This is a genomic window from Methanosarcina sp. 2.H.A.1B.4 (genome assembly GCF_000979385.1).
Lineage (GTDB): Archaea > Halobacteriota > Methanosarcinia > Methanosarcinales > Methanosarcinaceae > Methanosarcina.
Map to the genome: position 1 here is coordinate 1 of NZ_JJOV01000045.1, position 25,449 is coordinate 25,449.

Below are 25,449 nucleotides of genomic sequence, written 5' to 3' on the forward strand. Positions count from 1 at the left end.
TTGTCCTTCTTGTAATACAAACCATGACAGAGATATTAATGCAGCCATCAACATTAAACAATTTGCAATTAATAATCTAATCACCTCTGGAACAGAGGGCAGAGCCTGCGGAGTTATTCTCAAAAGAGAGAGCTGTGAAGCAGGATGCCCGTCATTTCAATGATGGGTAGTTCAAGGATCCTAACTTCCTTGCATTCACAGTAAATCATCTGAATTTTCAGCCCTTTGCTATCAATTTCAGGTTCATGAGGCACATAAACAAACCCATAAATGCTCCCAATTTTTGCTCATACCTGTACCTGGGGATGTAAACTTAAAAGAGTTTTTCCGAAAAATACCCGGACTGCGGGAAACAGTTAATAGCAAAAAAGGTGTACGAGTCTGTAGAAGATCAAAGGTCGGAAAAGTTATCAGGATTGACTTAAAAGTTAATAAAATAAACTTAAAGGTTGACCGGATGGATTAAAGGATTAATCAAATAAAGATTCAAATAAAGATTCAAATAAAGATTCAAATAAAGATTAATGGACTGTTCTGACCAGAATAATGTTTATGCAATGTGAAAATGGGCAGATAAGAAGTAAAAACTGCAGATTAAAAATGAAATAAGGAGACAGGTTATGAAGCTCTGGTTGCTCAAAGCCGCAGGCACTTTAGAAGATGAAGAAATAATTCGGGAGGACAGCGTGGTTACCATCGGATGGGCCGAGTTCTCCGATTTATCGAATATTAAAAACGAAGAGCAGGTAAAGAAACTCATACTCGAGAAATATCCCGGCATGAGAGGAGATCGTTCCGGAACCTGGGCAGAGGATATCTGCTCTTTCATTACAAAAATTAAAAAAGGAGACCTTGTAGCAGTCCCCCTCAAAACCAGCAATGAAGTGCTGATCGGAAAGATTTCCGGGGACTACGAATACAGGCAGCTCAGCGACTTTATCAGCCATATCAGGAGGGTCAGGTGGCTCAAAACCCTTCCAAAAGGGGCCTTTGAAGAAGAATATAATGTGGACTTTAACTCCCCTGAAGCTCTCCTCCTGATAAAAGCAGACCCTGCAAAGCTATCAGATTTCATAGAAACAAAAAGCCTGGGAGCTCTCATCGAAGAAATGAGCTTTGCCATTGAAGATCTGGAGTTCCTGAGAGAGCAGATGCTTGACATGGTCTACAGGCTGGCTGAAACCGAAGAAATACCTGAAGTCCGGAAAATAGCCGCAGAAATGGAAAAGATGCTGAGAGAAAAATGATTTAATGAGGGATTGGGAAAAGGGTCAAAAAGAAAAGGCAATGATTGCATATAATATGCCATTGCTTTTCCTATCATCGCCGTGGGCGGTGTTAACTCCATTTCTCACCCTTAATGAACCTGTATCTGGTCGATAATCCCCTTTGCTTGATCAACCATGTAATCCGCTTCAGCAGCCGAAATCTGCTCGCATACTTTCATTTTTTCAGCGAGATGAATGAAGGATTTAAGCATGGAAACGGCTTTTGCATCCTCTCCTTTTTCGTGGAAACCTTTCGATGTATCAAGAAGCTCAGTAAGAGCGTTTTTAGTCATCACATGGCATTTGTAGGTATTTTCCACATACTCCCTGAGAGCCTTCATTCCCTCCAGAGCCGGCACCTCAGCCGAAGCAAGAGTAAACATGTAGATATCGGGGTTTCCATTGCGGTCATCCTGCCACACTATCCTGTCCCCATATATATCTGGAGCCCCATGATAAACGGCTTCATCGCTGGTTATCGGTATTTCCCTGGAACTGGAGATTTCATACATGTAGATGTCTGGGAACACCATTCCATACATCAACACTATCCTGTCTTCGTAGATTGCCGGGCTCCACGCATCGGCAGCAATGAAAGTCAGTTCTGAAGTAGAAAGGTTATACATCCAGACTAAATCGCCTGCCCCTTCACTCATATACACCACCCTATCCCCGTAGATAGCAGGCCCGTATTCAAGAAAACCTCCATCTCCTGCGATCTGAGTTTCCGTGGAAGTAGAAAGGTTGTACATGTAGATGTCGACGATGTAGGTATCCGCATTTCCATTCCGCTCATCTGTCCAGACTATCCTGTCCCCATAGATAGCAGGCCCTCTCTGGTTCGATTCGTTGGTGGTTATCTGAGTTTCGATGGAACTGGAGATATTAAACATGTAGATATCCGCATTTCCATTCCTATCATCTGTCCAGACTATTCTGTCCCCATAGATAGCAGGCCCACTTTGATTCGATTCGTTTTTGGTAATCTGAGTTTCGGTGGAACTGGAGAGGTCGTACATGTAGATATCCGCATTTCCATTCCTATCATCTGTCCAGACTATCCTGTCCCCGTAAATAGCAGGACCGCTCTGGTTTGATTCACTGGTGGTAATCTGAATTTCGGCGGAACTTGAAAGGTCATACATGTAGATATCCCAGTTTGGATCGTAAATGTAGGCATCATAATATCCATTTCGATCATCCTGCCACACAATCCGTTCACCATAGATATCGGGACCCATCTGGCTTGAGTTATTGGTAGTGATCTGAGTTTCAATACCCTGTGCCATATCCGCAGATGCGGTCGCACAGATGAAAGGCAAAAAGAATAAAGCTACAACTATTGAACACAGCCTTTTTCCGATTTTCATTTTTATTCTCCCAGGATTCTGAAAATTAGTTTTCTTTGGTTGTTGGTTATTAGTTGTCTTTTTCTTTCTTTATTCAGTGTTTAGCACTCACAATCGTCTATTCCAGTAAAAATCACTATCAATATGCCTATTTTTCAAAAATCAAACAGATCTTATAAATATAGGCATACAACTGGTAAGACCATATTAATAAGTATATAATGACAATTATATATAATAACCACTGGTAATAATATATCGGCAGCCCCTGCTTAATTTGCCGATATTATTCAAAATATCCAAAAAGCAAATTTTTTGTATTTATTTTCTGACTTTTAGGGATGAAGCTTTCTTGTCAGCTACGTAAGAAAAATAATAACAGGTAATCATGCTGTTATTAAGAAAAAGCGTGCGTTATGGGAAACGCCTTCCCTGCTCGAAGAATATTTCCCTTGTTCCCGGAAACCGCACTTTAATCCACAGAGAAAATTTCAAACTACAGGTAAATACAAGCTGCTCCACCAGCTTGTCTGGCGGCCCTGCTAAAAAGAGGAAAGAAGAAAGAAATAGAGAGAAAGAAGAAAGAAGAAAGAAGAAGCTGGGAAATGTAGTAAAAGGCAATAAAAGCAGATTTGGACTCTTATTTGCCTATTCTTTCCTTTTTCTTCTTATTTGTTTGCAAGACCGCTTTCCTGCGTCGAGCGTGAAAAGAACGACTTGATATAGTGAATAAGGTTAAATCAATTGAAATAGTCCATTTAAAAGTTAATTATAAAAATCAGTTAAAAAAGTAAAGTTTAAAAGGTTAATTAAAAATAGGAAAAATTAACCTTCTAAATTAAATATTTTTACCTATAAGATCGTTCAGGTCAAGCTCAAACCCTACAACGGCATATCCGAGCGCGAAGTTGTTTATTACTTCGGGGTGGAGTTCTCCAAAGACGCCGAGTTTTTTGCCGTTGACATAAACATCTGCCCGCCTGCCTTCAAGAAAAGCCGGGTCTTCGGACTCTTTTACCTCGTAGGGAAGCAGCATTTCTCTCATGAGAGCGTCTACAACCTCATAGATCTCGGTGAAGTTTGCCTGCGGGTGGATCGAAACTGCTGCTACGTGCTGGCCGGTTGTTTCGTTGCTTACGACTTCTCCGAACTCGAAGATTTTCTGCGGGAGTTCCCTGTGCTGGTTTAAGGCAAGGATTTCAAGCAGGTTAGGAAGCACGGTTGTCCTGAGCATTGTCTGGTCTTCGCTGATCGGGTGGAGTACGTGGGTAACGTCCTCGGTCTTTTGCCTGCGCATGTTTTCAAAGTTGACCTTTTCGCTGGTAAGCGTAAAAGGCATAACCTCATAATATCCAAGCCCGACAATTATTTCGTTTACCGAAGCCCTCATCAGGGAAATCGGGTGGGACTTGCCTGCGGTATAGGTCTCAGGGACCCTTACTTTGATATTCTCATAGCCGTAACCTTTGGCAATGTCCTCTACAAGGTCATAGTTGTGCAGGATATCTGCCCTGTAAGCAGGCACCTTTACCTCAACGGTTTCCGCATCAAGGGCGCGTGCTCCAAAGCGCATCCGCTCAAGCTGTTTTACGATCTCTTCAACTGAGAATTCCATGCCTATCAGGGATTTTACTTCACCTGTGGTAAGCAGCCTGGTTTCGGGCTCAAGGTCAGGCAGGACAAATTCTTCGCCCCCGGGACGGATTAGCCTTACAAACTCGATCTGCCCTCCCCTTTCTGCAAGGGCTGTAACGACAATATTCAAAGCCGTGTATACAGCTCCCCCGAGGCCTGTAACATCAATGAAAAGGTCGGTTGTGCTTTCGGTCACGGACGTAAGTGTACCGTTGATGATGGGCGGGAAGGACAGCACATTGTCATTTGCGTCCAGGATGATCGGGTATTTGTCAAAACCCCTTACGAGATGGGCAAATCTTGTGCCTTTCGGGTGCTTATCCAGGATTTCCGTCATGCTCATCTTTTCAGTGTAATCGAGAGGCACGAACTCGAATCCGGGATCTACTGCCATATAGCGGAAAGGAGCCTTCACATTTTTAAGGTCATGGACCCCGATGGAAACTTTTTTCCTGTTTCTCCCAAGGCCCCAGTGCAGGTCTTCCTGCAGGTCCATGAGGGACTTGATGGAAGAGGATGTAAACTTTACTCCCCTTACAACCGCACACCCGAGGAAGGGCCTGATCTTCAGGATATCCTCACTGACAGATATGGATACCTCGTAAGGCTTTATCTCATATTCGGGAAGCCCGGTCTCAAGGTCCAGAAAACCCCGCATTGCCCTGGATGCCCCTTCCACGCTGTAAAGGTCAGGCCTGTCAGGGAAGAACTCGATATCGACGTACTCGTCTTCAATCCTTTCGATATCGGCCCCTATCATGGGCACCCTTTTTATGATGGTTTCCTTATCTATTCCTGTGAGTTTCTCAAGGTCTTCATAATGCAAGGTGATTACTGGCATGGGGAATTCATCTCATCTGTTGCTAGCTAACTTAACCCCAAACATACTCAACTTTAGATTTAATGCTTTTGTTTTACGGGGTGTTTGAAAGGTCTCAGAGTAAACAGTATCTCCGAAGTCTCAGAGTAAACAGTATCTCCTAATGTTATATGGCTTTTGCATGCAGCAAGCTAATGTTAATGATAAAAGTAGAATTATTCCCATATTTTGCGGGGTCACTATCAATGGCTCCCTGTTGAAATGGCTCCCTGTTGATCCTGCTGATGTACGGAAAGAGACCCGGCCTCAGGAGATTTTGAGGAATATTCGGGCAGAGAGCTGGTGATAAACAAAAGCTTTTTTTTTCAGATTGTGCATGTGTATGGGAGATGTGCAACAATCCCATTTCAACTAAGAACGAGAAAAGCAAGAACGAGAAAAGCAAGAGTGATAAAGGCAGAGTGGTTGTTTCCTGGACCGGAGGAAAGGACGGTTGCCTTGCATGTTACGGGGCAATCTCGGAAGGTTTTGAGGTCTCCCACCTCCTGAACTTCAGAGAAATCCAGAGGCGCGGTTCCCATGACATCAATCCTGACCTGCTTTATGCACAGGCTGAAGCTCTTGGAATTCCCCTTATCCATAAGGACTTTATTTCATATGAACAGGAATTCAAAAAAGTGGTCCGTGATTTAAGGGACAGCGGGGAGAAAATAGACGGGGCGGTTTTCGGGCATATCGAGACGCACAAGAACCTTGTAGACAGGATCTGCGGAGAACTGGACCTTGAGTTAATAATGCCGCTCTGGCAGAGAAATTCCGAACAGATTCTAAATGGCCTCATAGATTCGGGTTTTGAGGTGATCCTGCTCAGCGTTAAAGCCGGGTTGTTAGGGAAAGAGTGGCTGGGCCGAAAGATCGATGAAAATTTTATATGCGACCTGAATAAGCACAATCCTTCAATCGATCCCTGCGGTGAAAACGGGGAGTTCCATACTTTTGTTATCGACGGCCCGCTGTTCAAAAACAAAATAAAGGTCATGGAGAGTGAAATGGTCTTGAGGGAAGGCTACTGGTTCCTGGAGATCTCAAAGTTCGAGGCCGAGTTTCAATCCACACACCTGCGAAGGGTGCGACGATATTGTTTTTCGTATTGATTCTTTACTATATACCATTTCAATCCACACACCCTTGTGGGCGTGACTATATTATCAATGTTTATTCTGGAACTTATAATATTTCAATCTACACACCGTGAAGGGTGCGACCATCTACATTGTATTTCTGATCCTGTAGATATGGATTTCAATCCACACCCGCGAAGGGTGCGACCAGTGATTTGTCCTTCGTCCTGTACCTGCAGGATTTCAATCCACACACCCGCGAAGGGTGCGACGCTTATATCGTTTACAACCGTAACGTCGTTTGTATTTCAATCCACACACCCGCGAAGGGTGCGACTTTTACAACAACACGATCATAGGGACCTCAAACGATTTCAATCCACACACCCGCGAAGGGTGCGACATCAGTTAAAGGGCAACCCTCATCTATCCATTTTTATTTCAATCCACACACCCGCGAAGGGTGCGACCTCGAATCTCATGAAGGATGGGTACAAACCACAAATTTCAATCCACACACCCGCGAAGGGTGCGACAAATGTATCTGCTTTGCCTATGGCGTCCATTAACATTTCAATCCACACACCCGCGAAGGGTGCGACCTGAATGTCATTAACGGTGATATTGATGCCTACAATTTCAATCCACACACCCGCGAAGGGTGCGACAAAATATACAGGCTAAATTTCTACCTTGATTTTTTATTTCAATCCACACACCCGCGAAGGGTGCGACTGCGAGGCATATCCCGTTTCCGAGGTAGCAGATAATTTCAATCCACACACCCGCGAAGGGTGCGACAAAATACCTTATTTTGTAGTATCCGTTTAAGGATTATTTCAATCCACACACCCGCGAAGGGTGCGACTACTTTTCCCTCAACTGACTACACCGGCTTAACTATTTCAATCCACACACCCGCGAAGGGTGCGACTTGCCGTTCATTATCTGAAAGCGCTTTACACATCTTTATTTCAATCCACACACCCGCGAAGGGTGCGACCGTTTTTATAAACGGCCCCATTCAAAACACTAATTAATTTCAATCCACACACCCGCGAAGGGTGCGACTTTAGAGTAAGCTGGAGTTTTCCCCCAGCTGCAAAAACATTTCAATCCACACACCCGCGAAGGGTGCGACCATTGATTCGGCTGTTTCAGCGTTATCATTTTATTTCAATCCACACACCCGCGAAGGGTGCGACTTTCTACCTCAAACCAGTATAGCCCATCAGGGTAATTTCAATCCACACACCCGCGAAGGGTGCGACTAAAGTGCGGGCAAAATTCATGAGCTTCATCAAGATTTCAATCCACACACCCGCGAAGGGTGCGACGAGGATTTCCGGTATGGAGTACTAAAACAGTTCCTATTTCAATCCACACACCCGCGAAGGGTGCGACATTCTGGAAAAGTGAATACACATAAAAACACTTTAACCATTTCAATCCACACACCCGCGAAGGGTGCGACTTGCTCATCTTTGGTTATCCTCCTCTAGCCCCTTGAATTTCAATCCACACACCCGCGAAGGGTGCGACATTCTTAGAACGCATTTTCTACCGTCCATAATTTATTTCAATCCACACACCCGCGAAGGGTGCGACCAGGAGATTTCAGGATAGTAAAGACAGATGCAAGTATTTCAATCCACACACCCGCGAAGGGTGCGACGTTAAAAATATCTGGCTTTCCCGTCAGGGCAGAAGATTTCAATCCACACACCCGCGAAGGGTGCGACCTCAGGCATTTTGATGTATTGGGCTGCATGTGTGTAAATTTCAATCCACACACCCGCGAAGGGTGCGACTACTGGATTAAGAGCGATATGGTTAGATTCTACAGATTTCAATCCACACACCCGCGAAGGGTGCGACGAGATATTGTGATAAAATAGATGAATTGGAGAAAAATTTCAATCCACACACCCGCGAAGGGTGCGACGAGGGGCCTGCAAGACCGGCAATGTCTGAAGAAATTTCAATCCACACACCCGCGAAGGGTGCGACCAGACTTCTCCATTGGTTGTATAGATATGAAATTATTTCAATCCACACACCCGCGAAGGGTGCGACGCCATACCACTTATAACAAAGTGGGAGTCCTGGGAGATTTCAATCCACACACCCGCGAAGGGTGCGACAAGGGAAATCTGTAAACGTACTAATGAACCATTCCATTTCAATCCACACACCCGCGAAGGGTGCGACCGCTGAAATTAACGCCAGGAATGCACCAATAAACATTTCAATCCACACACCCGCGAAGGGTGCGACTCCATAATATGTTTGGATATACCCCGAGTGCAAATATTTCAATCCACACACCCGCGAAGGGTGCGACTATTGTAATATCCTGAGATTTGTCTTCATATGAAATTTCAATCCACACACCCGCGAAGGGTGCGACAACATGGATCTTGTAAGGTCAATGAGGGTTAATCTCATTTCAATCCACACACCCGCGAAGGGTGCGACACTTCGACATCATATGATGGTCGGGTTTTCTGATTTCAATCCACACACCCGCGAAGGGTGCGACCTTATCTTTGATTTCTCCGGTCCATTCATCGGTATTTCAATCCACACACCCGCGAAGGGTGCGACTACCTTTTATTTTGACGCTACGGTCATAAGTTATATTTCAATCCACACACCCGCGAAGGGTGCGACCTTCAAAAGCCGTTTAAATCACTCCTCCCAAGTTATTTCAATCCACACACCCGCGAAGGGTGCGACGGGAATAAAGCCTCTTTATCATGGTGCAACATGCAAATTTCAATCCACACACCCGCGAAGGGTGCGACATTTGTTTTTCAGCGATCTTGTTAAATCCTTTTATTTCAATCCACACACCCGCGAAGGGTGCGACAAGATCAAGCATTTCAGAGAGTAGATTCATTCATTATTTCAATCCACACACCCGCGAAGGGTGCGACAGCAGGTTCTTCATTGAGTCTTTTAAACTGTCCTCATTTCAATCCACACACCCGCGAAGGGTGCGACATTCTCTATTTATGAAAACAGAACAGGCATAAGCAATTTCAATCCACACACCCGCGAAGGGTGCGACACTTCAGCTACACCTTCATAGCGGTCATTGTTAAATTTCAATCCACACACCCGCGAAGGGTGCGACATTATTCCACCTCAAATATCTTATTAAATTGAGCCAATTTCAATCCACACACCCGCGAAGGGTGCGACATCTGATGTTGGAGAGATTTAATCTTACCAGTTCAATTTCAATCCACACACCCGCGAAGGGTGCGACCTCTCTAATCTGCTTAGAATGCCCTTCGGATTGATATTTCAATCCACACACCCGCGAAGGGTGCGACATAGGTGGAAAGAAAGATCGAGGACGTATGAAGATTTCAATCCACACACCCGCGAAGGGTGCGACAACTTCAGCTACACCTTCATAGCGGTCATTATTAAATTTCAATCCACACACCCGCGAAGGGTGCGACCGCAAATTAATTTAGACAATGTATCAACCGTGTGATATATATTCTTTTTTTAAAAATTCACGTTCTTGCATCCAGCAGGAAATCGCCACAAAACATAAATATAATGAATTGATTTTTCCTGCGAACCTCCCAATGAATCAATGTTCACTATGGGTTCGCGGAGATCAGGCAACTAATAAACCTTCTGGATCGTACCCTTTTTTTGCACCAAAGTGCTCCACCCGATTTTTCCAATTTTTACCCAAATAATAAAATCTGATACTATCTTTCTCCTCATTCATTATATCACATAAAGAATGTTTAAGCTGGGCAAATTGAACAGGATCTACAAGGCACTCAAATACAGAGTTCTGAACCCGTTGTCCGTAATTTTCGCACTCTTTTGCCACTTTTCTCAGTCTGCTTTTTCCACCTTCGGATTCTGTACTCACATCATATGTTACCAATACCATCACTTAAAACACCTCAATTCATAAAAAATGGCGGATAACCATCAATATCTCCCCTTAAATAGCGAGCCAGCAACATTGCCTGCACATAAGGAATTAGCCCGACCGAAATTTTTTCATTTAAGTAGGGATGAGTAATTTGATCCTGTTTTCTCTTTTGCCAGGCCGCAAGTATGTTTTTTCTTCCGTCTTCAGTCATGAGGACAGCTCCATTTTCCTTTTTGAGAAAATCTTTTCCATCAATCTGCTTGAGGTTGACCATACTTAATGCAAGGCGATCAGCCATAAAAGGCCGGAGCTCCTCCATCAAATCAAGCGCAAGACTGGGCCTTCCAGGACGGTCAACGTGGAAAAAACCAACATAAGGATCAAGCCCAACAGTTTCTAATGCAGATTCAACGTCATGAGCAAGCAATGTATATAAAAAAGACAACAGTGAATTCATATTGTCAAGAGGAGGCCTCCGATTCCTATTATATATAAAAAAATTATCCTTTTGCTTAAGAATAAGTTCATCTAATACGCTAAAATAAAATTTTGCACAATTTCCTTCAATTCCACGAAGAGAATCCGAGTTTAAACAGGAATCAATACTCTTGAGATTATCTATCAGCAAATCATCAACTGAACGAATTTTATTGACATCAATCACGCCTCCGTGGTCACGGATACCTCTTCCAAGAACAGTTCTGCAGTTGACGATTTTTCCTATGATAAAGCATTTCGCAAGATCCAGAGAGTCTTCTTCACGATCTGCTTTTCGATACTGCGTACGACGTAGCAGGACATTCCCTCTAACTTTTCCATTAACACGCGCCAGAAACTTTCCATTAGGGGTCAAAAAAGATAGTCCAACTTTATTATCAGTACAAAGTTTCATCAGCTGGGGACTGGCACCCATATATGCAAAGCAAACTATACCCTCAAGATTATGGATGGGAATACGAAACGTTTCAACATCCTTTACCTTAACAACGACGTTCTCCCCATCTCTGAGAAGATAGGATTCTGGGGTTGTGACATATAATGTATTCAACAATTTTCTCATGGATATAGAACCCCTTTACTAACCTGAAGTTTGGAGAGATTAATACTTTTGAAAATATACGTCTGGAAATTTGAATATTTCAGAGATCACCATTACATGCCTTATCCATATGATTTCTGACATATTTACGGGCAGAAACAAACTTTTTCGTTAATTTCGGAACACAGACATCTACAAGAGAGCAATATTTGCAGTTTCGGGATTTTTCAGCAGATGGAGTAAGCTCTTTCTTAAAGAGGTAATGCATTTCATCGGACAAAGAAATCACAAGGTTTCTCAATTCTTCGGTTATTTCGAGCTGAATTCTTCTCCGAATTTCATTATAGTAAAAATCAGCAGAGTTTATGGTTACATTAAACATCTCTTCAAGGCACATTGCCTGTGCACAGAGTTGCACTTCATCCCGCTCGTCAATCTTCGGTTTTCCCCTTTTATACTCTACGGGATGCATTTTCCACAAACCTTCATAATCCGGAAGAGAAATGCCATTTTCCGATCGGATATACTCAATGACATCGGCCACTCCATAAAGTCCGAGGTGATACGAAACCAGTGGAAATGCTCTTGACAACACAACGTCGCCTCTGCTTTCTTTAAGGAATGGATTATCCACACGCTCATGGAGAAAGTGACCTTCAGTTGTCCGAATATTTTCTTCCCACTGCTGCTCAATATGAATCAAAGCCCATTGACGCTTACAAAAATGGAAATGTTGTATGCCGGACAACGAGAGCAGCTCGTCTTCGGCATATTTCTTTTCGATCATAATTTCTCTATCAACTCAATGCCGTTCGGCATATCGCCAGAGATTATTACTTTATAATCCCCAAAAGAGCGGGGCGGCAGATCGTGGGAGAGATCCTCCACCTTCACTTTGTCGAATAGGATATGAGACTGACAGCAGCCAAGTTCACTGTTATGCTTGAAAACAATTAGTTTTCTGGCAGACATTTTACCCCTTGCCGCCGAATGGTCATGCTCAAACATATTGATCAGACTGTCCCAGAGCAGTTCAAGATCGTCTTCTCTAAATTCGGTCTTTTTAGCCAGATGAGCAGAGATGTATCCTTCTGCACGGTACAGGCCATATGGCACAATCTGTTTTTTGCCCATCGTCTGGCCCTTTTCAGCATCTTTCTCATTGGTGACCGCACAACGGGTGACCGTTATTTCCTGCTGGAAGATCCTATCAATGCTGCGGGCAAAACTGAACTGTACAGGTCCTCTGACCTGGCCACAGTTGACCTCTGTGGTCATTACAGCACCGAATGCCCGAATGTCATAAAAATTCTGACACATGAATTTTGTCAGTTCCTCGTCTTTTGGTTTCTTAGAGTCTGGTTTTATCCCCAGATAATCATAGGCTTTCTTGTGTTGATCATTGAGGACAGCCCCGGACTTAACATATATATCATAACCTGCGTTTCCACTTTTCACAAGGTCAACATAATCCCTGATCTTTCTCTTGAGACAGACATCAGTGACGATACCGTTGCCGGTCTGTGGGTCAACCCTGGGCATATTGCCCATATCAGGATCGCCATTCGGGTTTCCGTTCTCGACATCAAACAACAATACAAATTCATATCGATTCTTGATGATTTCGCTCATGATGATACCTCCTCACTTATAGGAACCTCTTTTTTCGTGAAAAAAGCCTTACGCTGATGATAGTAACCAAGCATAAACATACCCTGATCTTCGAGATTCAGGTATGCGGGAAACTCATCCACTCCCACCAGAATCTGTTCAATCGACTGACTTGACTTGAAACCCCAGTCAGACTTGGCAATGTGGTGTTGTGCAAGTTTTAACAGCACCGGAAAAACAACAGCGGGAGTTGATGAAGCGCTGCTGAAATACTTGCTGTTAATGGTGCTCTTCATCTCTTTATTCGTATCATTCTGTGCCTTTTCAAGAACAGCAAACAACCTTCCAAGACGATATGGCACATTTGAACTCTCTTCATTTAAACTCATGGTAATCAAATCCTGCTTTACATTCGATAATCCAACTCTGCTCAATCTGAGCAGATATGCCTTGATAAAACCAGCTCTAACAAAGTTTATTGAACCCTCAACTTTCACACGGCTCAGGATCGCACTGTATAACGAGACAGGATAGACCGTATTGGTCAGGATCGAGCGCATAATCAGGCCACCAAGGAGTGGTGAAACTACTTTTTTGTCTGAACTCTGAGGGACGGTCTCATTCAATAGGCGATATACTGAGATGTATCGTGGACCATAATCATCCCGAATGATCTCCATGTCCAGATGATGGCGGGCCACCCTTTCAATTAAATCCCCAATACTGTCAACATACCAGAAACGGACAGCGAGCCGTGCATTATTAGGGGACAAACCAAGGATATAAAAATTCGTCTCTCGATCTGTCCCAATGTCCTCTTGATTTATTTTTTTGCCAATTCGAACCTTATTGAGAATACCCTCGATCTGCTGGAGTTGGTTGGTGTCCTGTACTCGAGAAACCTCTACATTATTTTCTTCATTCTTCCCTATCTCCTGATTTTCTTCATTCTTCTCAGTTTCCTGAGGAACAAAAAAGAATTTCACAAGGTCTTCACAGGATTTCTCATTTGTCTCAGCCCAGAAAATGACTGTTGTATCAGCAATCCGAATTCTATTACTCTGACTTGAAAGAAGGTAATTCAGGGCAGTCGTGTATTTGAACATCGATGATTCACTGACTGAGGAATTAAAACTCTGTTTTTTTCCATAAGAACAGAATGCATCATCATTGAAACTGACAAGGGAAGCCCCTGCCGACTGAGCCCCGACAACGCCCTTTATCTTTTGATGTATCGGTGATACAGGCTCTAATTTTCCGCTCACCAGACACTGGGAAACAAATTTGCCATCAGCCTCATCCTGAGAGTAATTTTCCCAGGCGTTTCTCACCACGGTTTTCTGATGTAAAAAACTCCCGTCACACTCAAAAACGCAGTTTCCACCAGCAAGAAGGTCATCTTTATACTGATGGATCTTTGGATTTTCAAGAAACTCTTCTGGATTCCATTCATCCAGAAAAGCAAGGAATCCACGGACACCAGGATCTTCCAGATCGTCTAATATACTGTGATGAAAGGCTTTGAAGGCCTCAAAGCACTCCCTTGAACGTCGATAAACCAGAGTAACCTCTTTATCGTTCTCTTCCAATACCTTATACTCGGCAGGATTATCCTCGGATGAAGAAAGATTAAATTTCGTTTCAAATGTATCTCTTTTCAGTTTTTCTACACCAAAGACATATTTTGCATTCTCGCAGACAAAATATGGAAATACTCCGCTAGAACGAGACTTCTGATTAGGAACGTCCATATTCCTGGGTTTTGGTTTTTTGTCATCACTCCGGAGATCAATAATATGCGAAAGAACGCCATCAGAAGAAATGACAAGGGCAAATGACACATTGGCGCTGCTATATCCCAATTTTGGAATATTAGCGTTCTCATCCCCCTCAAGGACATCATAACAACGGCAGAGGGACTGAATGATCATGACACTCCTCCATTACACAGGCATTTCTGAACATCAATAATCCCATCCACCATATGGGCACGGAAAAAAACGGCTTTCATCTCGTCAGAAAAATCAATATCATAGAGCATGAATCCAAGATCTTTTTCCCCTTCTTTTTTTCCATGATAATATGATGCAGGAGCTTCCTCCTCAATTAATTCAAATTGAACCGGGAATTCCCTACAGCCAAAATACGGATGATGGAAACACTGTCCTTTTCTCATCCGCCGAAGTGCAATATTATAATGTTTTTCGACGGTTTCGTCAGGCCCAGCGCAGTTGGTCATCTCAAAGTGTGCCTCAATAATATAACTGACATCACGCAGAACAAGGGAAGCTCTTTGAACCGTATCCTCTGTGGAATCCTGGTAAAGAGCAACATCCCCTCCCTTAAACGCAGTTTTCACTTTACCTGCCGGTATTTTTCCCGACCTCTCATTCCTGCGGATATTGTCAAACTTGATGGGATTCAGAACGTGAATTCTGTCAATCTTCCAGCAAATCGCAGGCTTCCAGTAAATCGCTTCAAGAATTCCACGCGCTGCTGAAGGAGTTATGACATCATAACTGACACGTTCAACTTTCATCTCAGGTCGCGTGAAGCAGGCATAATCCCCCCATACTTTCAGTTTAATTCCAAATGCTATTCCAATCACCTCACTATAGTAATGAATAATGAATTATTTAAATCTTCGGTATCTAGTAAAGAATACCGATTTTGAATCTCTTTAAGTAATTAACAATGAATTATAATCACGATTACATTCCAGGTTTAACAGTCCAATATTTTCAGAATAATAATTTCCTCCACCATCCAAAACAAAAAATCTATCAGCTATGGAGGAAATTGCATTGATTCTTTCCAGCGCCTTGAACTCTTCGAGATAAATGCTTACTGTATACCCCTGTAAACTTCGAACATAATTCCCAGGAAATCCAGTATACTGGATCTGTTTGATAATGGCTCTGGCTTTGTCATCATACGGAATAATGATATCCCGTGTATTATTCTCAATGAGGTTGAACGCATCAGCTACATCCTCAAATGGAAATGCAATATCTCTCAATCTCTCTTCAAAAGAGGGAAGAATTTTCTTTTTATCAAGCCCGTCACCCTCATAGGAATAAAGTTTCTCAAAATATCTATCCACAGCAGGGAGTGATAAAGGATCATCCCATTCATCAAAGATCATACTTCCAATCTCAGCAACACGGCTCTGCCAGGATGTCACCTTGCCATAGGCTTCAGTGGATCGGAAAACATACACATCTCCGGAATCCAGTTTTCCTTCACGGTTACATCTTCCAGAAGCCTGACAGACAGAATCAATCCCAGCCATCACCCGGTACACGGCAGGAAAATCAATATCAACGCCTGCTTCGATAAGCTGGGTGGAAACTACGCGGCATTCAGCCCCAGTTCTCAGCAGATCTTTGATCTTTTTCAGTTTCATTCTTCTGTGGACCGGACACATTCTTGCACTCAGGTGATAGCAACTTTCGGACCCAGAGAGTTGTTCATACAATTTTTGTGCGTGTTTTCGAGTGTTAACAATACACAAAACCTGTTTATGCGCATTAAGTTTAGCTGAAAGATCGGCATCTGCCATATCCCCAAGATCTGTCACATGGACTCGTCTGAATACTTCATACAGTTCTTGAGGTGAACGTATAATCTCAATAGGCTTGACACTTTCATCCAGAAGCCCATTAAGATTCGGCTGAGTCGCGGTACAGATAACTACTGTTGATCCGTAATTGACTACCAGTTCAGAAAGAGCTGAAAGGCACGGTTTTAAAAAGCCTGTAGGCAGCATCTGAGCTTCATCAAGAATTATCACACTTTTTGCAAGATTATGCAGCTTGCGACATCGAGAAACTCGATTGGAAAAAAGAGATTCAAAAAACTGGACATTGGTTGTAACAACGATAGGAATGTCCCAGTTTTCAGATGAGAGTTTCAATTTTTCCTGTGCAGTATCAGTATTTTCAGATTTTTCATTTTTCGGATCATAGTTGCTATGGTGTTCAAGCACATTTTGATTTCCAAAAATATCGCGGAATACATCAGCGTTCTGTTCTATAATGCTTGTATATGGTATGACATAGAGAATTCGGTTCAAATTATGTTTTTTCAAATGGTTCAGAGCAAATGCCATTGATGAGAGAGTTTTTCCTCCGCCGGTAGGGACAGTTAGAGAAAACATCTGTGGTGGCAATTCTGCCTTCTCTATGCACTGTTCATATATTTCTCTTCGATATCTGTTGATCGGGTTTTCTTCAGCTGTTGAAAGTTTGATTTTCATGTAGTTATCAAATTTTGTGAAAAGCTCGTTGAACTGCTCATATTGCCCTCTGAGAGAGGATTTGTCAGGTGAAAGAAATCGTTCTGTATCAAGAAAGTCAGCATCAACCAGGCATGAGAAGAGCATACGGGTATAAAACGAAATTGAAAACCCCATCTTATTGTTGATGGGAGTAAGACTGGGACGAACTTTGTTCAGATCTGGAGCTAAAATTTCACTTTTGTATGCAGAATAATCCGGTAAAAACGACCTTGATAAACGTTCATCGAGTCCACATTCTTTAGTTCCATAGTTGAGAAGGCCTCCATGATGCCCGGTTATGATATATTCCAGTATACGACTTTGAAATATTCCGTAAAGTTTTCTAGCCTCTTGTGCGCCTGCAGTAGAATGATCGACTCTGATATTGGTGCCATCTAAACGCCTCTGGAATTCAGGGGAGTATTTCCCAATATCGTGTAGTAAACCTGCAGCATATCCAAATTGTTTGGCATTGAACTCTCTAGAAAATCCTGAAGCAATATCTGCTACATTTTCCAGATGATCTTTTAGGAATTGCCAATCAGATTTATCTTGTCTGTCTGTAGAATGAGCATAATACATAGCATTTCACACTGTGATAATCCTTATAACCCCGATAATGTCCTTCTTTTAATACAGGGCATTCCGCAGGCTCAATATAAATATTCATAAGTGAAAAATTAAAGTCGGAAGGCAGAGAATCATTTTTAAGGGCTTACATAGGAAGATATTAAGACTTCCAACCAAGAAAGAAATGGCACTATATTGGAAAAATTTCCAAATTCTTTAAAGACCTTGAAATCTACCTCGTTCACTTAACTTACATGATCTTATCTTAAAATATTAAAGTAGGTTTCTTTTAAGATATTTAACAGTTGAGTTTTTCTTTTTCATTTAATATTTATTTAAGAGTTGAGGCATGAATGTACTATTTCAAAGAGTTGAAACATTATATTATTGAGTTTATGAAAACCTATCAAAATTAGCTGCAGAAAACTGAAAATGAATAAACAAAAATGTGTCAAGCCATTAAGTTCAAATCAATGGAGGTTTGTTTTTAGAGGATTCTTATAGAGTCCTGTTTAATACTTTGAAAAAATATACCTTTACCTACTTTTATAAAGTAAAAAAACTTTCTTCCTTCAAATCAGGAGACAGCCGAGAATGATTATCGCAGGAATTGATGAAGCCGGAAAAGGTCCGGTAATCGGGCCCATGTGCATAGGAGGCGTAAAAATCGATGAATCTAAAGCCCATATCCTCAAGGTGCTGGGGGTTGCGGATTCCAAGAAGCTGACGCCGAAAAAAAGGGAGCAGCTTGCAGCCCAGATTAAAAAACACGCAGACGGCTTTTTCGTCCTTGAGATCAGCCCCTCTCAGATTGACGAGCTCCGGAAAATTATGACAATGAACGAGATCATGGTTGTCTGCTTTGCAAAAGTGCTCGAACAGCTGAAACCGGATATCGTATATGCCGATGCTGCTGACGTAAAAGCTGAACGCTTTGCCGAAAACCTTCGCAGGCAGTATGCAAAAACCAGTCCTGACCATGCAAAGAAAATAGAGATCGTTTCCATGCACCAGGCAGATGCAACGTATCCTGTAGTCTCGGCAGCTTCTATCATTGCAAAAGTGCGCAGGGACGAGCTTATCGAGGAGCTCAAGAAAGAATGGGGTATGGATTTCGGAAGCGGCTATCCTTCGGACCAGAAGACAAAAGATTTCCTGTTGAAATGGGGAGAAGAACACCACGGAGAGTTTCCCGCTATCGTCAGGCAGTCCTGGAAGACTGTGGAAAACATAAGAGAAGAACTAAACAGAAGAAAAGAACTAAACATAAAGGAAGAACTAAACATAAAGGAAGAACTAAACATAAAGGAAGAACTGGATAAAGCCGGGAAAAAGTGAAGGTATGAAAGCCGGGAAGCAAATAACTAAAAAATAAAAAGCGGATTAGAAGTTCTCAGTAATATAATCCGCCATTGACTCGAAAATCCGCCTGCCGTCATCTGAACCAAGGATCGATTCGGAAGCTCTTTCCGGATGGGGCATGAGGCCGAGAATGTTTCTTGAAGCGTTTACTATTCCTGCGATGTTTTCCAGGGAGCCGTTGGGATTGGCTTTATCCGTTGCTCTTCCTTTTTCGTCTACGTAACGGAAAACAACCTGTTCGTTTTCGTCAAGGTCTGCCAGGGTCTGTTCTTCAGCAAAGAACTTACCTTCCATGTGGGCGATGGGCATCCTTATAACCTCGCCTTTCCTGAACTTCGAGGTAAAGGGAGTATCAGTGGTCTCAACTCTGAGATTGGCCCCGTGGCACCTGAATTTTGGGTACTCGTTTGTGGTAAGAGCCCCTTCGAGAAGCCGGGCTTCGGTCAGCACCTGGAAACCATTGCAGATCCCAAGCACAGGTTTTCCTTCGGCTGCGATTTTTTTTACGGAATCCATAATCGGAGTTCGGGCTGCAATCGCCCCTGCTCTGAGGTAATCTCCGTAGGAAAAGCCGCCCGGAACAACGACTCCGTCAAAACCGGCCAGGTTTTCGTCTTTGTACCAGACAGTTTCGGCATCCACACCAACCACGTCTTTAAGGACATGAAGTACGTCCATGTCGCAGTTTGTGCCTCCGAACTGAATAATGGCAATCTTCATTTTTTTCCCTCAACCTTACTTTAGTATTTTCAAAAAATTTAGCCTTCTGGATTTTATTCTTCAATCCCTTTATTCCTGCAGGGAGCCCTCAGTTAAGTTCCTTGAGCTTTATAGTGTAGTTGTGGATGAGTGGGTTTGCAATAAGCTTCTGGCACATCTCATCAACCTTCTGCTCCGCAACTTCTGCAGATTCGGCTTCGAGCACTATTTCATACAGTTTTGCGGTCTTTACGCTTTCAACTGCATATCCAAGGTGTCCGAGAGCCCTTTTAGCGGTGGTGCCTTCAGGGTCAAGCATGCCTGCTTTCTGTTCAATAGTTACTGTTGCCTGGTACTGCATCTTTTTAAGCCTCAATTTTGAATTTTTAAATTAATCGGACTTTCACCTGCTTTTCGGTAGCCTGAATGCAACATCAGGTGAAATATGAGGTGAACTTAAAGGTAACAATTTCCGGTCTGCACCATAATAATATAAGATGCTTGATTTTTCTAACCTATATTCTTTATCTATTTTTAGGTGTTGGATGATTTTGAACTCCTCTTGCCAGCACCGATTTCAGGGGAAATAAGGTTGAAAGTTATTTAATCTTATGGGTCTTAGCTTGTTTTAGATGCCGGTTGAGCTCGTTGAGGGTCAAAAATCTAAAAAATGAACAAAAACTAATTCATACGTCATCGGTTAAGCGTTAGAAACCCCCTCAAGTATGCGTTTTTATATTAATTCTCTAAATATTAGTGCATCTATGCCTCCTCGCCCCCTACTCTTGAAGACTCTCTTCGGGAAATGTTTCCCAAAGAGTGTTAAGGCAAACTACCAAAGAAACTGGTCTCATAGTACGTGAGCGTAAAATTGACCCTGCCATCGTCTTTTGGGTTTTAACTCTCAATTTTGGTGTACGCTTATAGCATACACTTGCCAACTTTTGAAAAGAGAATATGAAAAAGAAGCAAATAAGTCCATAAGTGATAGTAGCTGGTACTATCGTTTCACTCCAGAACTTGTCGAGTTTCTCCATCAGTGTGTAATGAACATAGTGAAACACAGGGATTAGTTTTCTTAATAAGCATATAGTGGAACTCAGGAATTAATTTTCTTAATAAGTATACTTTTTATGTAAGATATATTTTTTAAGAAGATAAGCATTCCGATATTTCTTACCAAAATATACGATCATGTATACGATCATGTATAGTTTTGAGACCGCCTGTTAAAAAAGCTTTTTTTGAGCATTAATTCCAAAAAGATACTCATTTTAGCTCATAAACTTTAAATTATGCCTATTTTATCTCATAATTTCAAAAATAACTTAAATAACCAATAAAATCAAAAAAATACTGCTATTAGTTCAGAAATTTAAAATAGGCGCTTATTTTAGTTCAGAAATTTAAAATAGACACTTATATTAGTTCAAAATCTAAAAAAAGCGTTTATTTTGGTTTAAGCTCAGATAAAGTTATATAAAGATTAGCATATATCATATGTGAAAATATACAATGCAGTATATGATTTGATATATATTTTTATTTTACAGGGGGAAAAATTATCAGGAAAATTGGACTTATTGTAGCATTGCTTATAGCAGTGGTCCTGTTTGCTTCCGGCTGTTCAAGCCCGACACAGGAAGTGGAAAATGAAACCGGTGGAATGGTCGAAGAAGTAACTGAAGGAGCAGGAGATCTTGCTGAAGAAGCAGAAGATATAGCTGGCGAAAATAAAACCGAAACAGTGCCGGATAAGAATATCGTTCAAACTGCGGAAGATGCAGGTTCTTTCAAAACTCTTGTCACGGCCATAAAAGCTGCAGGGCTTGAGGAGACCCTTAGCGGCGAAGGTCCCTTCACGGTCTTTGCCCCGACAGATGAGGCTTTTGCAGCCCTTCCGGCAGGTACGCTCGACAGCCTGCTCAAAGATGAGGAAGCCCTGACCAGAGTGCTTACTTACCACGTGGCCTCCGGAAAGTATATGGCTGTCGATGTTGTGGACATGACATCCATAAAAACGCTTGAAGGAAACGAACTCCCAGTAGATACAACCGAAGGGGTAAAAGTAGGGGATGCAAACGTCACTGCAACGGACATAGAAGCCAGCAACGGAGTCATCCACGTAATAGACAAAGTGCTGATTCCACCGGAATAACCGTATTTCTGAAAACAGTATTTCTGAAAACAGTATTTCTGAAAACAGTATTTCTGAAAACAGTATTTCTGAAAAACGACCTTTTTTACATTTTTTATTTATTTCTGTTTGTTGGATTTTCATTTTCGGATATTATATTTAAAAAAAAATATCGTTTTTTGGATTTTGAAAGAAAAACAAAAAATACGTTTTTTAGCTAACCCTTAAATGTTCATAAACCCTTAGCAGGAAACCCGTTATATCTTTTGATTTAGCGGGTAGTTGACTCTTAGAAATCCACTTTTGCCCTGTACCAGAATTCAACACTGTAATCCAGGAAATAAACAACTTTGGGTTCAACTTTTATCAGGATGGTGTAGGGATCAGGAGGCATATCAGCAGTAATCGGGAATTTTGCTGTCATGATTTCTCCGATTCTCCGAAGATCCCCTTCATCGGTCACTATTGAGGCTTTACCTTCCACCTGGAGGGCCTGCATACCAAACCAGTCAGGTTCGTCTTCATCAACCGTATAAGCCACATCCGGGTTGTTCGTTATGTTCCGGATTTTTCGGGTGTCTTTCCTGGTCGCAAAATAAACGGTTGCGTTCTCGGAAACATATGCCATAGTATGGGCCATTGGTTTTCCTTCCGGGCTTACGGTTGCCAGGTTAAGGTAGTAATGAGTTGCAAGGTACTCGTAAATCTTCTCTTTGAGCTCGTCTGTCATCTTCCCCCACCAGTTTGTAGTATTACTCAGTAGAACTTCTTTTAATAAGCCTTTGATAAGCTTTTGATAAGCCTCATATTTCGAACCCGCAAGATATCTGCATATCTGCAATAGGCCTCTGATCCCATAACAGGAAAAAAACTCTCCTCCCTGTTCACGGTTGTTTTCCCTATACAATTTATAGAAACAAAACTTATAAATTTTGCTTATTAAATTTTGCTTCTTAAATTTTGCTTCTTAAATTTTGCTTATAATTATCAGTTCTTATCCTGAGCCAGCCTGCTGGGTTGAAGCCTACTCTTTCAAAAAAATACAATGCATAATATAATTTCCTGTAAATATATGTATTTTGAAATCCATTATAGAAATGTAGGGGGAGACCATCAATGAATTATGATATGCAAAAAATTTCAATATTCTGGAAAATTTCTTGTTTCTGTTTAATGTTTTTACTGATAGCCGCCACAGCATCTCCTGCCGCCAGCTCGGAATCTTATGTTTCCGATCAGGGAGGAGAGGGACAGACAGACGTTATGGATGTGGAAGTCAGAGTCAATCCTGACAAAGATGTTAACTGTGTGAAAACAATGGAGTCGGGAAGTACGAAGATTGCGGTCCTGGGATCGGCCGAACTGGATGTTGAAAAAATACTGGAAAACTCAGTAAAGGTAAGTTCGGTAAAGTCGGCAGGGGAAGTGGAGCCGTATGCTATGGAATACAGAGACATTGATTCTGACGGGTATAAAGACCTCGTTATGAGCCTTGATTGTCATGAACTGATGATTCAGCTGGACCTTAGAAAATGCTTCTGCAGGGAAGTACCCTTAAAAGTCAGAGCCGTACTTGAAGAAAACGCAGGAACAAAAACAATAGAAGGTAGCGATACGACCCTTATCCTTCCGCGCTTCAGGTGATGGACAGTTCCACCCTCCGAAGGTTCCGGAAAATCCTATCAATATTCGAGATCATGAGATGTATTTTTTCGAGATCTCAACTGTCCAGGACCGAAAAAAGCAAATATTAGGGGTGAGTTGCAATTCCATAAAGATTATAATAAACATAAAGAAGTGAAGAAAAAAATGTTTGTCTTTGATTTCAAAAACCCGGCAGAAACCCTTAAATGGGTCAGTATGGACGATAGGGTGATGGGCGGGACTTCAAGAAGCCATCTGGTTTATTCCGGAGGAAAGGCCCACTTTAAAGGGGAGGTAGAACTGAATGAGGAACTGCTGGGATTCGCTTCTGTGCGCTCTAAAAACGATACCTTTGACCTGAAAGCCTTTGAAGGCGTCCTTCTCCGGGTAAAAGGAGACGGGAAGACCTACAGGCTTAACATGAAGACCGAAAGGCATCATGACGGGTTCCTATACCAGCATATATTTGAAACCCGGGAAGGGCAGTGGATAGATGTTGAAATTCCTTTTGGAAAGTTCCTTCCCTTCTTCAGAGGTAGGAAAGTGGAGAACGCTGTTCCTCTAAACCCCGAAGATATCAGATCCTTTGGTTTCATGATTGCCGGACAGAAAGGAGATTTTGATCTGGAAATCGAGCACATAAAAGTGTACGGTAAGTAATAGTTATCAAGATTAAGGTATCAAGATTAAGGGTTTTTTCCAGCCAGCAGCTATCGCTTCGTGTGCATAATTTTACTCCACACAAAGTCTGAGAGGTAATGAACCTCCATTGAAAAGAAGGTAGGGGTAAAAGTCAAAATGGAAGAAGCAATCAAGCCTTTCGCTTCTTCACACACTCTTTTAGTTTTTCTTCAAGCCGGATCCGTGAAATAAAAACCCCAAACTGGGTCGCAATGGTTTCAATAACCGTGCGCACACTATCCGAAAGCTCATACTCCATCCTCGAGGAAAGATAAAAGGCGGCAATAACCTTTTTTCCGGACCTTACAGGAATTATTGCCGTAGCCCTGAGGTTTTCCTGCCGGAGCACATCATCTCTGGAGGTAAGAAGGAGGTCTATGTGCTGCTTATAGACAGGCTGCCCTATCATAACGAGCTTGGCATTTGGAGAATTTGCATTATAATAGGAAGCATTCTCGACAAAGGTAGGAGAGAGACCGCGATGGATGGCAAGAGTCATATCGCCGGTCTCGTCATCAATCAGATAGATACCCCCGGCATTGATTTCATCTATCTGAAGGCATGAATCCAGCAGCCTGTCAAGTGTCTCGTCCAGGTAAGTCGAAGTGCTCAGAGCAATTCCAAGGTCCCTCTGGATATAAAGCAGCTTCTCTTTTCGTTTTCTTTCGGTAATATCAAGAATTATGCCTTTAAGGTACTTTACGACCCCGTTCTCATCGGCTTCGATAAAGGTTCTTTCATCAACCCAGCGTACTTCCCCGGACTTTGTCAGTATCTGGTATTCCTGAGAAAAATCAACGTTGTCTTCTTCGATCCTTCTTGAGAGCTCTCTTTCGACTCTTTCAAGGTCGTCAGGGTGCACAATGTTCCCATATAGAAGTTTTCCTGACGTGAATTCTTCTACCGTATACCCGAACTGCTTTATGTTCTCAGAAACAAACTCTGCAGGCCAGTACTTCTCTGGCCGCCATAGGAAAACAGTGACAGGAACTTTATTTAGTACTGAGATTAGTTCCTTTGCCATCTCAAGTGCATTGCATAAAGCCATCTCATTGAGATATTTGGAGGACTTTTGCCTGCCATTACTTCCGTTTTTAGCCGAGTTCGAAGCCGCTTTAGCCATCTTATTCTCCATACAGGAACCTTTTACAGGAAGCTATGAGAAAATATCACATATTTAGTCTTTTTGCTATAACTACATAGAAACACATAATAAATTAAAAAGATTGTGGTTTGAACTTCCAGATGTATCATGATGCAGAGGCTCATTAATGTTTGACCGATGGAATGTCTAAACATGGCAATTAACAGGAAAAAATAAAAA

The 25,449-nt window shown here is 42.2% G+C and carries 19 protein-coding genes, 2 pseudogenes and 1 CRISPR repeat array; of the genes and pseudogenes, 8 read left to right on the forward strand and 13 right to left on the reverse strand.

All coding sequences use genetic code 11. The annotated features are described in order from the left end of the window. Together EO92_RS18465 and EO92_RS07320 are read left to right on the forward strand one after the other, a co-directional pair. Positions 1-163: pseudogene (locus EO92_RS18465) on the forward strand (RNA-guided endonuclease TnpB family protein); the annotation flags it as partial. Positions 164-620: 457 nt separating this feature from the next. Further along, positions 621-1,247: a restriction endonuclease gene (locus EO92_RS07320; RefSeq protein ID WP_048170456.1), complete on the forward strand. Its 627-nt coding sequence runs from the start codon at positions 621-623 to the stop codon at positions 1,245-1,247. 110 nt (positions 1,248-1,357) lie between these two features. Here EO92_RS07320 and EO92_RS07325 read toward each other — a convergent pair whose 3' ends face one another. Next, complete coding sequence (locus EO92_RS07325) at positions 1,358-2,638, reverse strand: hypothetical protein (protein ID WP_052734297.1); 1,281 nt, start codon at positions 2,636-2,638, stop codon at positions 1,358-1,360. Between the two features lie 817 nt (positions 2,639-3,455). Continuing rightward, a complete protein-coding gene (gene pheT, locus EO92_RS07335) occupies positions 3,456-5,093 on the reverse strand; it encodes a phenylalanine--tRNA ligase subunit beta (protein ID WP_048170460.1) in 1,638 nt (545 codons plus the stop codon). A gap of 368 nt (positions 5,094-5,461) precedes the next feature. Here pheT and EO92_RS07345 point away from each other — a divergent pair, with 368 nt between their 5' ends. Further along, positions 5,462-6,226 carry a diphthine--ammonia ligase gene (locus EO92_RS07345; protein WP_052734298.1) on the forward strand — a complete coding sequence of 255 codons (765 nt, stop codon included), beginning with the start codon at positions 5,462-5,464 and terminating at the stop codon, positions 6,224-6,226. A gap of 15 nt (positions 6,227-6,241) precedes the next feature. After that, a CRISPR array of direct repeats spans positions 6,242-9,666; the repeat unit is 32 nt; unit sequence ATTTCAATCCACACACCCGCGAAGGGTGCGAC. Between the two features lie 164 nt (positions 9,667-9,830). On the opposite strand, the gene cas2 is transcribed toward EO92_RS07345, so the two are convergent. The 7 genes from cas2 to EO92_RS07380 form a co-directional block, all read right to left on the reverse strand. Continuing rightward, positions 9,831-10,118 carry a CRISPR-associated endonuclease Cas2 gene (gene cas2, locus EO92_RS07350; RefSeq protein ID WP_200896750.1) on the reverse strand — a complete coding sequence of 96 codons (288 nt, stop codon included), beginning with the start codon at positions 10,116-10,118 and terminating at the stop codon, positions 9,831-9,833. A gap of 13 nt (positions 10,119-10,131) precedes the next feature. After that, positions 10,132-11,163: a type I-C CRISPR-associated endonuclease Cas1c gene (cas1c, locus tag EO92_RS07355; RefSeq protein WP_048170466.1), complete on the reverse strand. Its 1,032-nt coding sequence runs from the start codon at positions 11,161-11,163 to the stop codon at positions 10,132-10,134. Positions 11,164-11,242: 79 nt separating this feature from the next. Further along, the gene (gene cas4 / locus EO92_RS07360) at positions 11,243-11,929 is read right to left on the reverse strand and encodes a CRISPR-associated protein Cas4 (protein ID WP_048170468.1); all 687 of its coding nucleotides are present in this window, start codon (positions 11,927-11,929) and stop codon (positions 11,243-11,245) included. After that, a complete protein-coding gene (cas7c, locus tag EO92_RS07365) occupies positions 11,926-12,774 on the reverse strand; it encodes a type I-C CRISPR-associated protein Cas7/Csd2 (protein ID WP_048170470.1) in 849 nt (282 codons plus the stop codon). The genes cas4 and cas7c overlap by 4 nt, the downstream gene beginning before the upstream one ends. Further along, positions 12,771-14,684 (reverse strand): type I-C CRISPR-associated protein Cas8c/Csd1, encoded by a 1,914-nt coding sequence (gene cas8c / locus EO92_RS07370; protein ID WP_048170471.1) that lies wholly within the window; start codon positions 14,682-14,684, stop codon positions 12,771-12,773. The genes cas7c and cas8c overlap by 4 nt, the downstream gene beginning before the upstream one ends. After that, positions 14,681-15,361 (reverse strand): type I-C CRISPR-associated protein Cas5c, encoded by a 681-nt coding sequence (cas5c, locus tag EO92_RS07375; RefSeq protein WP_200896751.1) that lies wholly within the window; start codon positions 15,359-15,361, stop codon positions 14,681-14,683. The genes cas8c and cas5c overlap by 4 nt, the downstream gene beginning before the upstream one ends. A gap of 72 nt (positions 15,362-15,433) precedes the next feature. Further along, positions 15,434-17,614, reverse strand: a complete 2,181-nt coding sequence (locus tag EO92_RS07380; RefSeq protein ID WP_048170473.1) for a CRISPR-associated helicase/endonuclease Cas3 — start codon at positions 17,612-17,614, stop codon at positions 15,434-15,436. 582 nt (positions 17,615-18,196) lie between these two features. Here EO92_RS07380 and rnhB point away from each other — a divergent pair. Beyond that, positions 18,197-18,940, forward strand: a complete 744-nt coding sequence (gene rnhB, locus EO92_RS07385; RefSeq protein WP_082107968.1) for a ribonuclease HII — start codon at positions 18,197-18,199, stop codon at positions 18,938-18,940. 45 nt (positions 18,941-18,985) lie between these two features. On the opposite strand, the gene purQ is transcribed toward rnhB, so the two are convergent. Next, a complete protein-coding gene (gene purQ / locus EO92_RS07390; protein ID WP_048170476.1) occupies positions 18,986-19,684 on the reverse strand; it encodes a phosphoribosylformylglycinamidine synthase subunit PurQ in 699 nt (232 codons plus the stop codon). 88 nt (positions 19,685-19,772) lie between these two features. Then, on the reverse strand, positions 19,773-20,024 hold the full coding sequence (gene purS, locus EO92_RS07395) for a phosphoribosylformylglycinamidine synthase subunit PurS (protein ID WP_048134940.1): 252 nt from the start codon (positions 20,022-20,024) through the stop codon (positions 19,773-19,775). A gap of 444 nt (positions 20,025-20,468) precedes the next feature. On the opposite strand from purS, the pseudogene EO92_RS17065 reads away from it, so the two are divergent. After that, positions 20,469-20,715 (forward strand): annotated as a pseudogene (locus EO92_RS17065) (IS4 family transposase); the annotation flags it as partial. A gap of 539 nt (positions 20,716-21,254) precedes the next feature. Further along, the gene (locus EO92_RS07400) at positions 21,255-21,821 is read left to right on the forward strand and encodes a fasciclin domain-containing protein (RefSeq protein WP_235283240.1); all 567 of its coding nucleotides are present in this window, start codon (positions 21,255-21,257) and stop codon (positions 21,819-21,821) included. A 268-nt stretch (positions 21,822-22,089) separates the two neighbouring features. On the opposite strand, the gene EO92_RS07405 is transcribed toward EO92_RS07400, so the two are convergent. Beyond that, entirely contained in the window at positions 22,090-22,530 is a 441-nt protein-coding gene (locus EO92_RS07405; RefSeq protein WP_048170479.1) for a pyridoxamine 5'-phosphate oxidase family protein, read from the reverse strand. Between the two features lie 443 nt (positions 22,531-22,973). Between EO92_RS07405 and EO92_RS07410 the strand changes: the two genes are divergently transcribed. Further along, entirely contained in the window at positions 22,974-23,444 is a 471-nt protein-coding gene (locus EO92_RS07410; RefSeq protein WP_156165755.1) for a hypothetical protein, read from the forward strand. A 153-nt stretch (positions 23,445-23,597) separates the two neighbouring features. Next, positions 23,598-24,104 carry a CIA30 family protein gene (locus EO92_RS07415; RefSeq protein ID WP_156165756.1) on the forward strand — a complete coding sequence of 169 codons (507 nt, stop codon included), beginning with the start codon at positions 23,598-23,600 and terminating at the stop codon, positions 24,102-24,104. A gap of 151 nt (positions 24,105-24,255) precedes the next feature. Here EO92_RS07415 and EO92_RS07420 read toward each other — a convergent pair whose 3' ends face one another. Beyond that, complete coding sequence (locus EO92_RS07420) at positions 24,256-25,248, reverse strand: GAF domain-containing protein (protein WP_048170485.1); 993 nt, start codon at positions 25,246-25,248, stop codon at positions 24,256-24,258. Between the last annotated feature and the right edge of the window lie 201 nt (positions 25,249-25,449).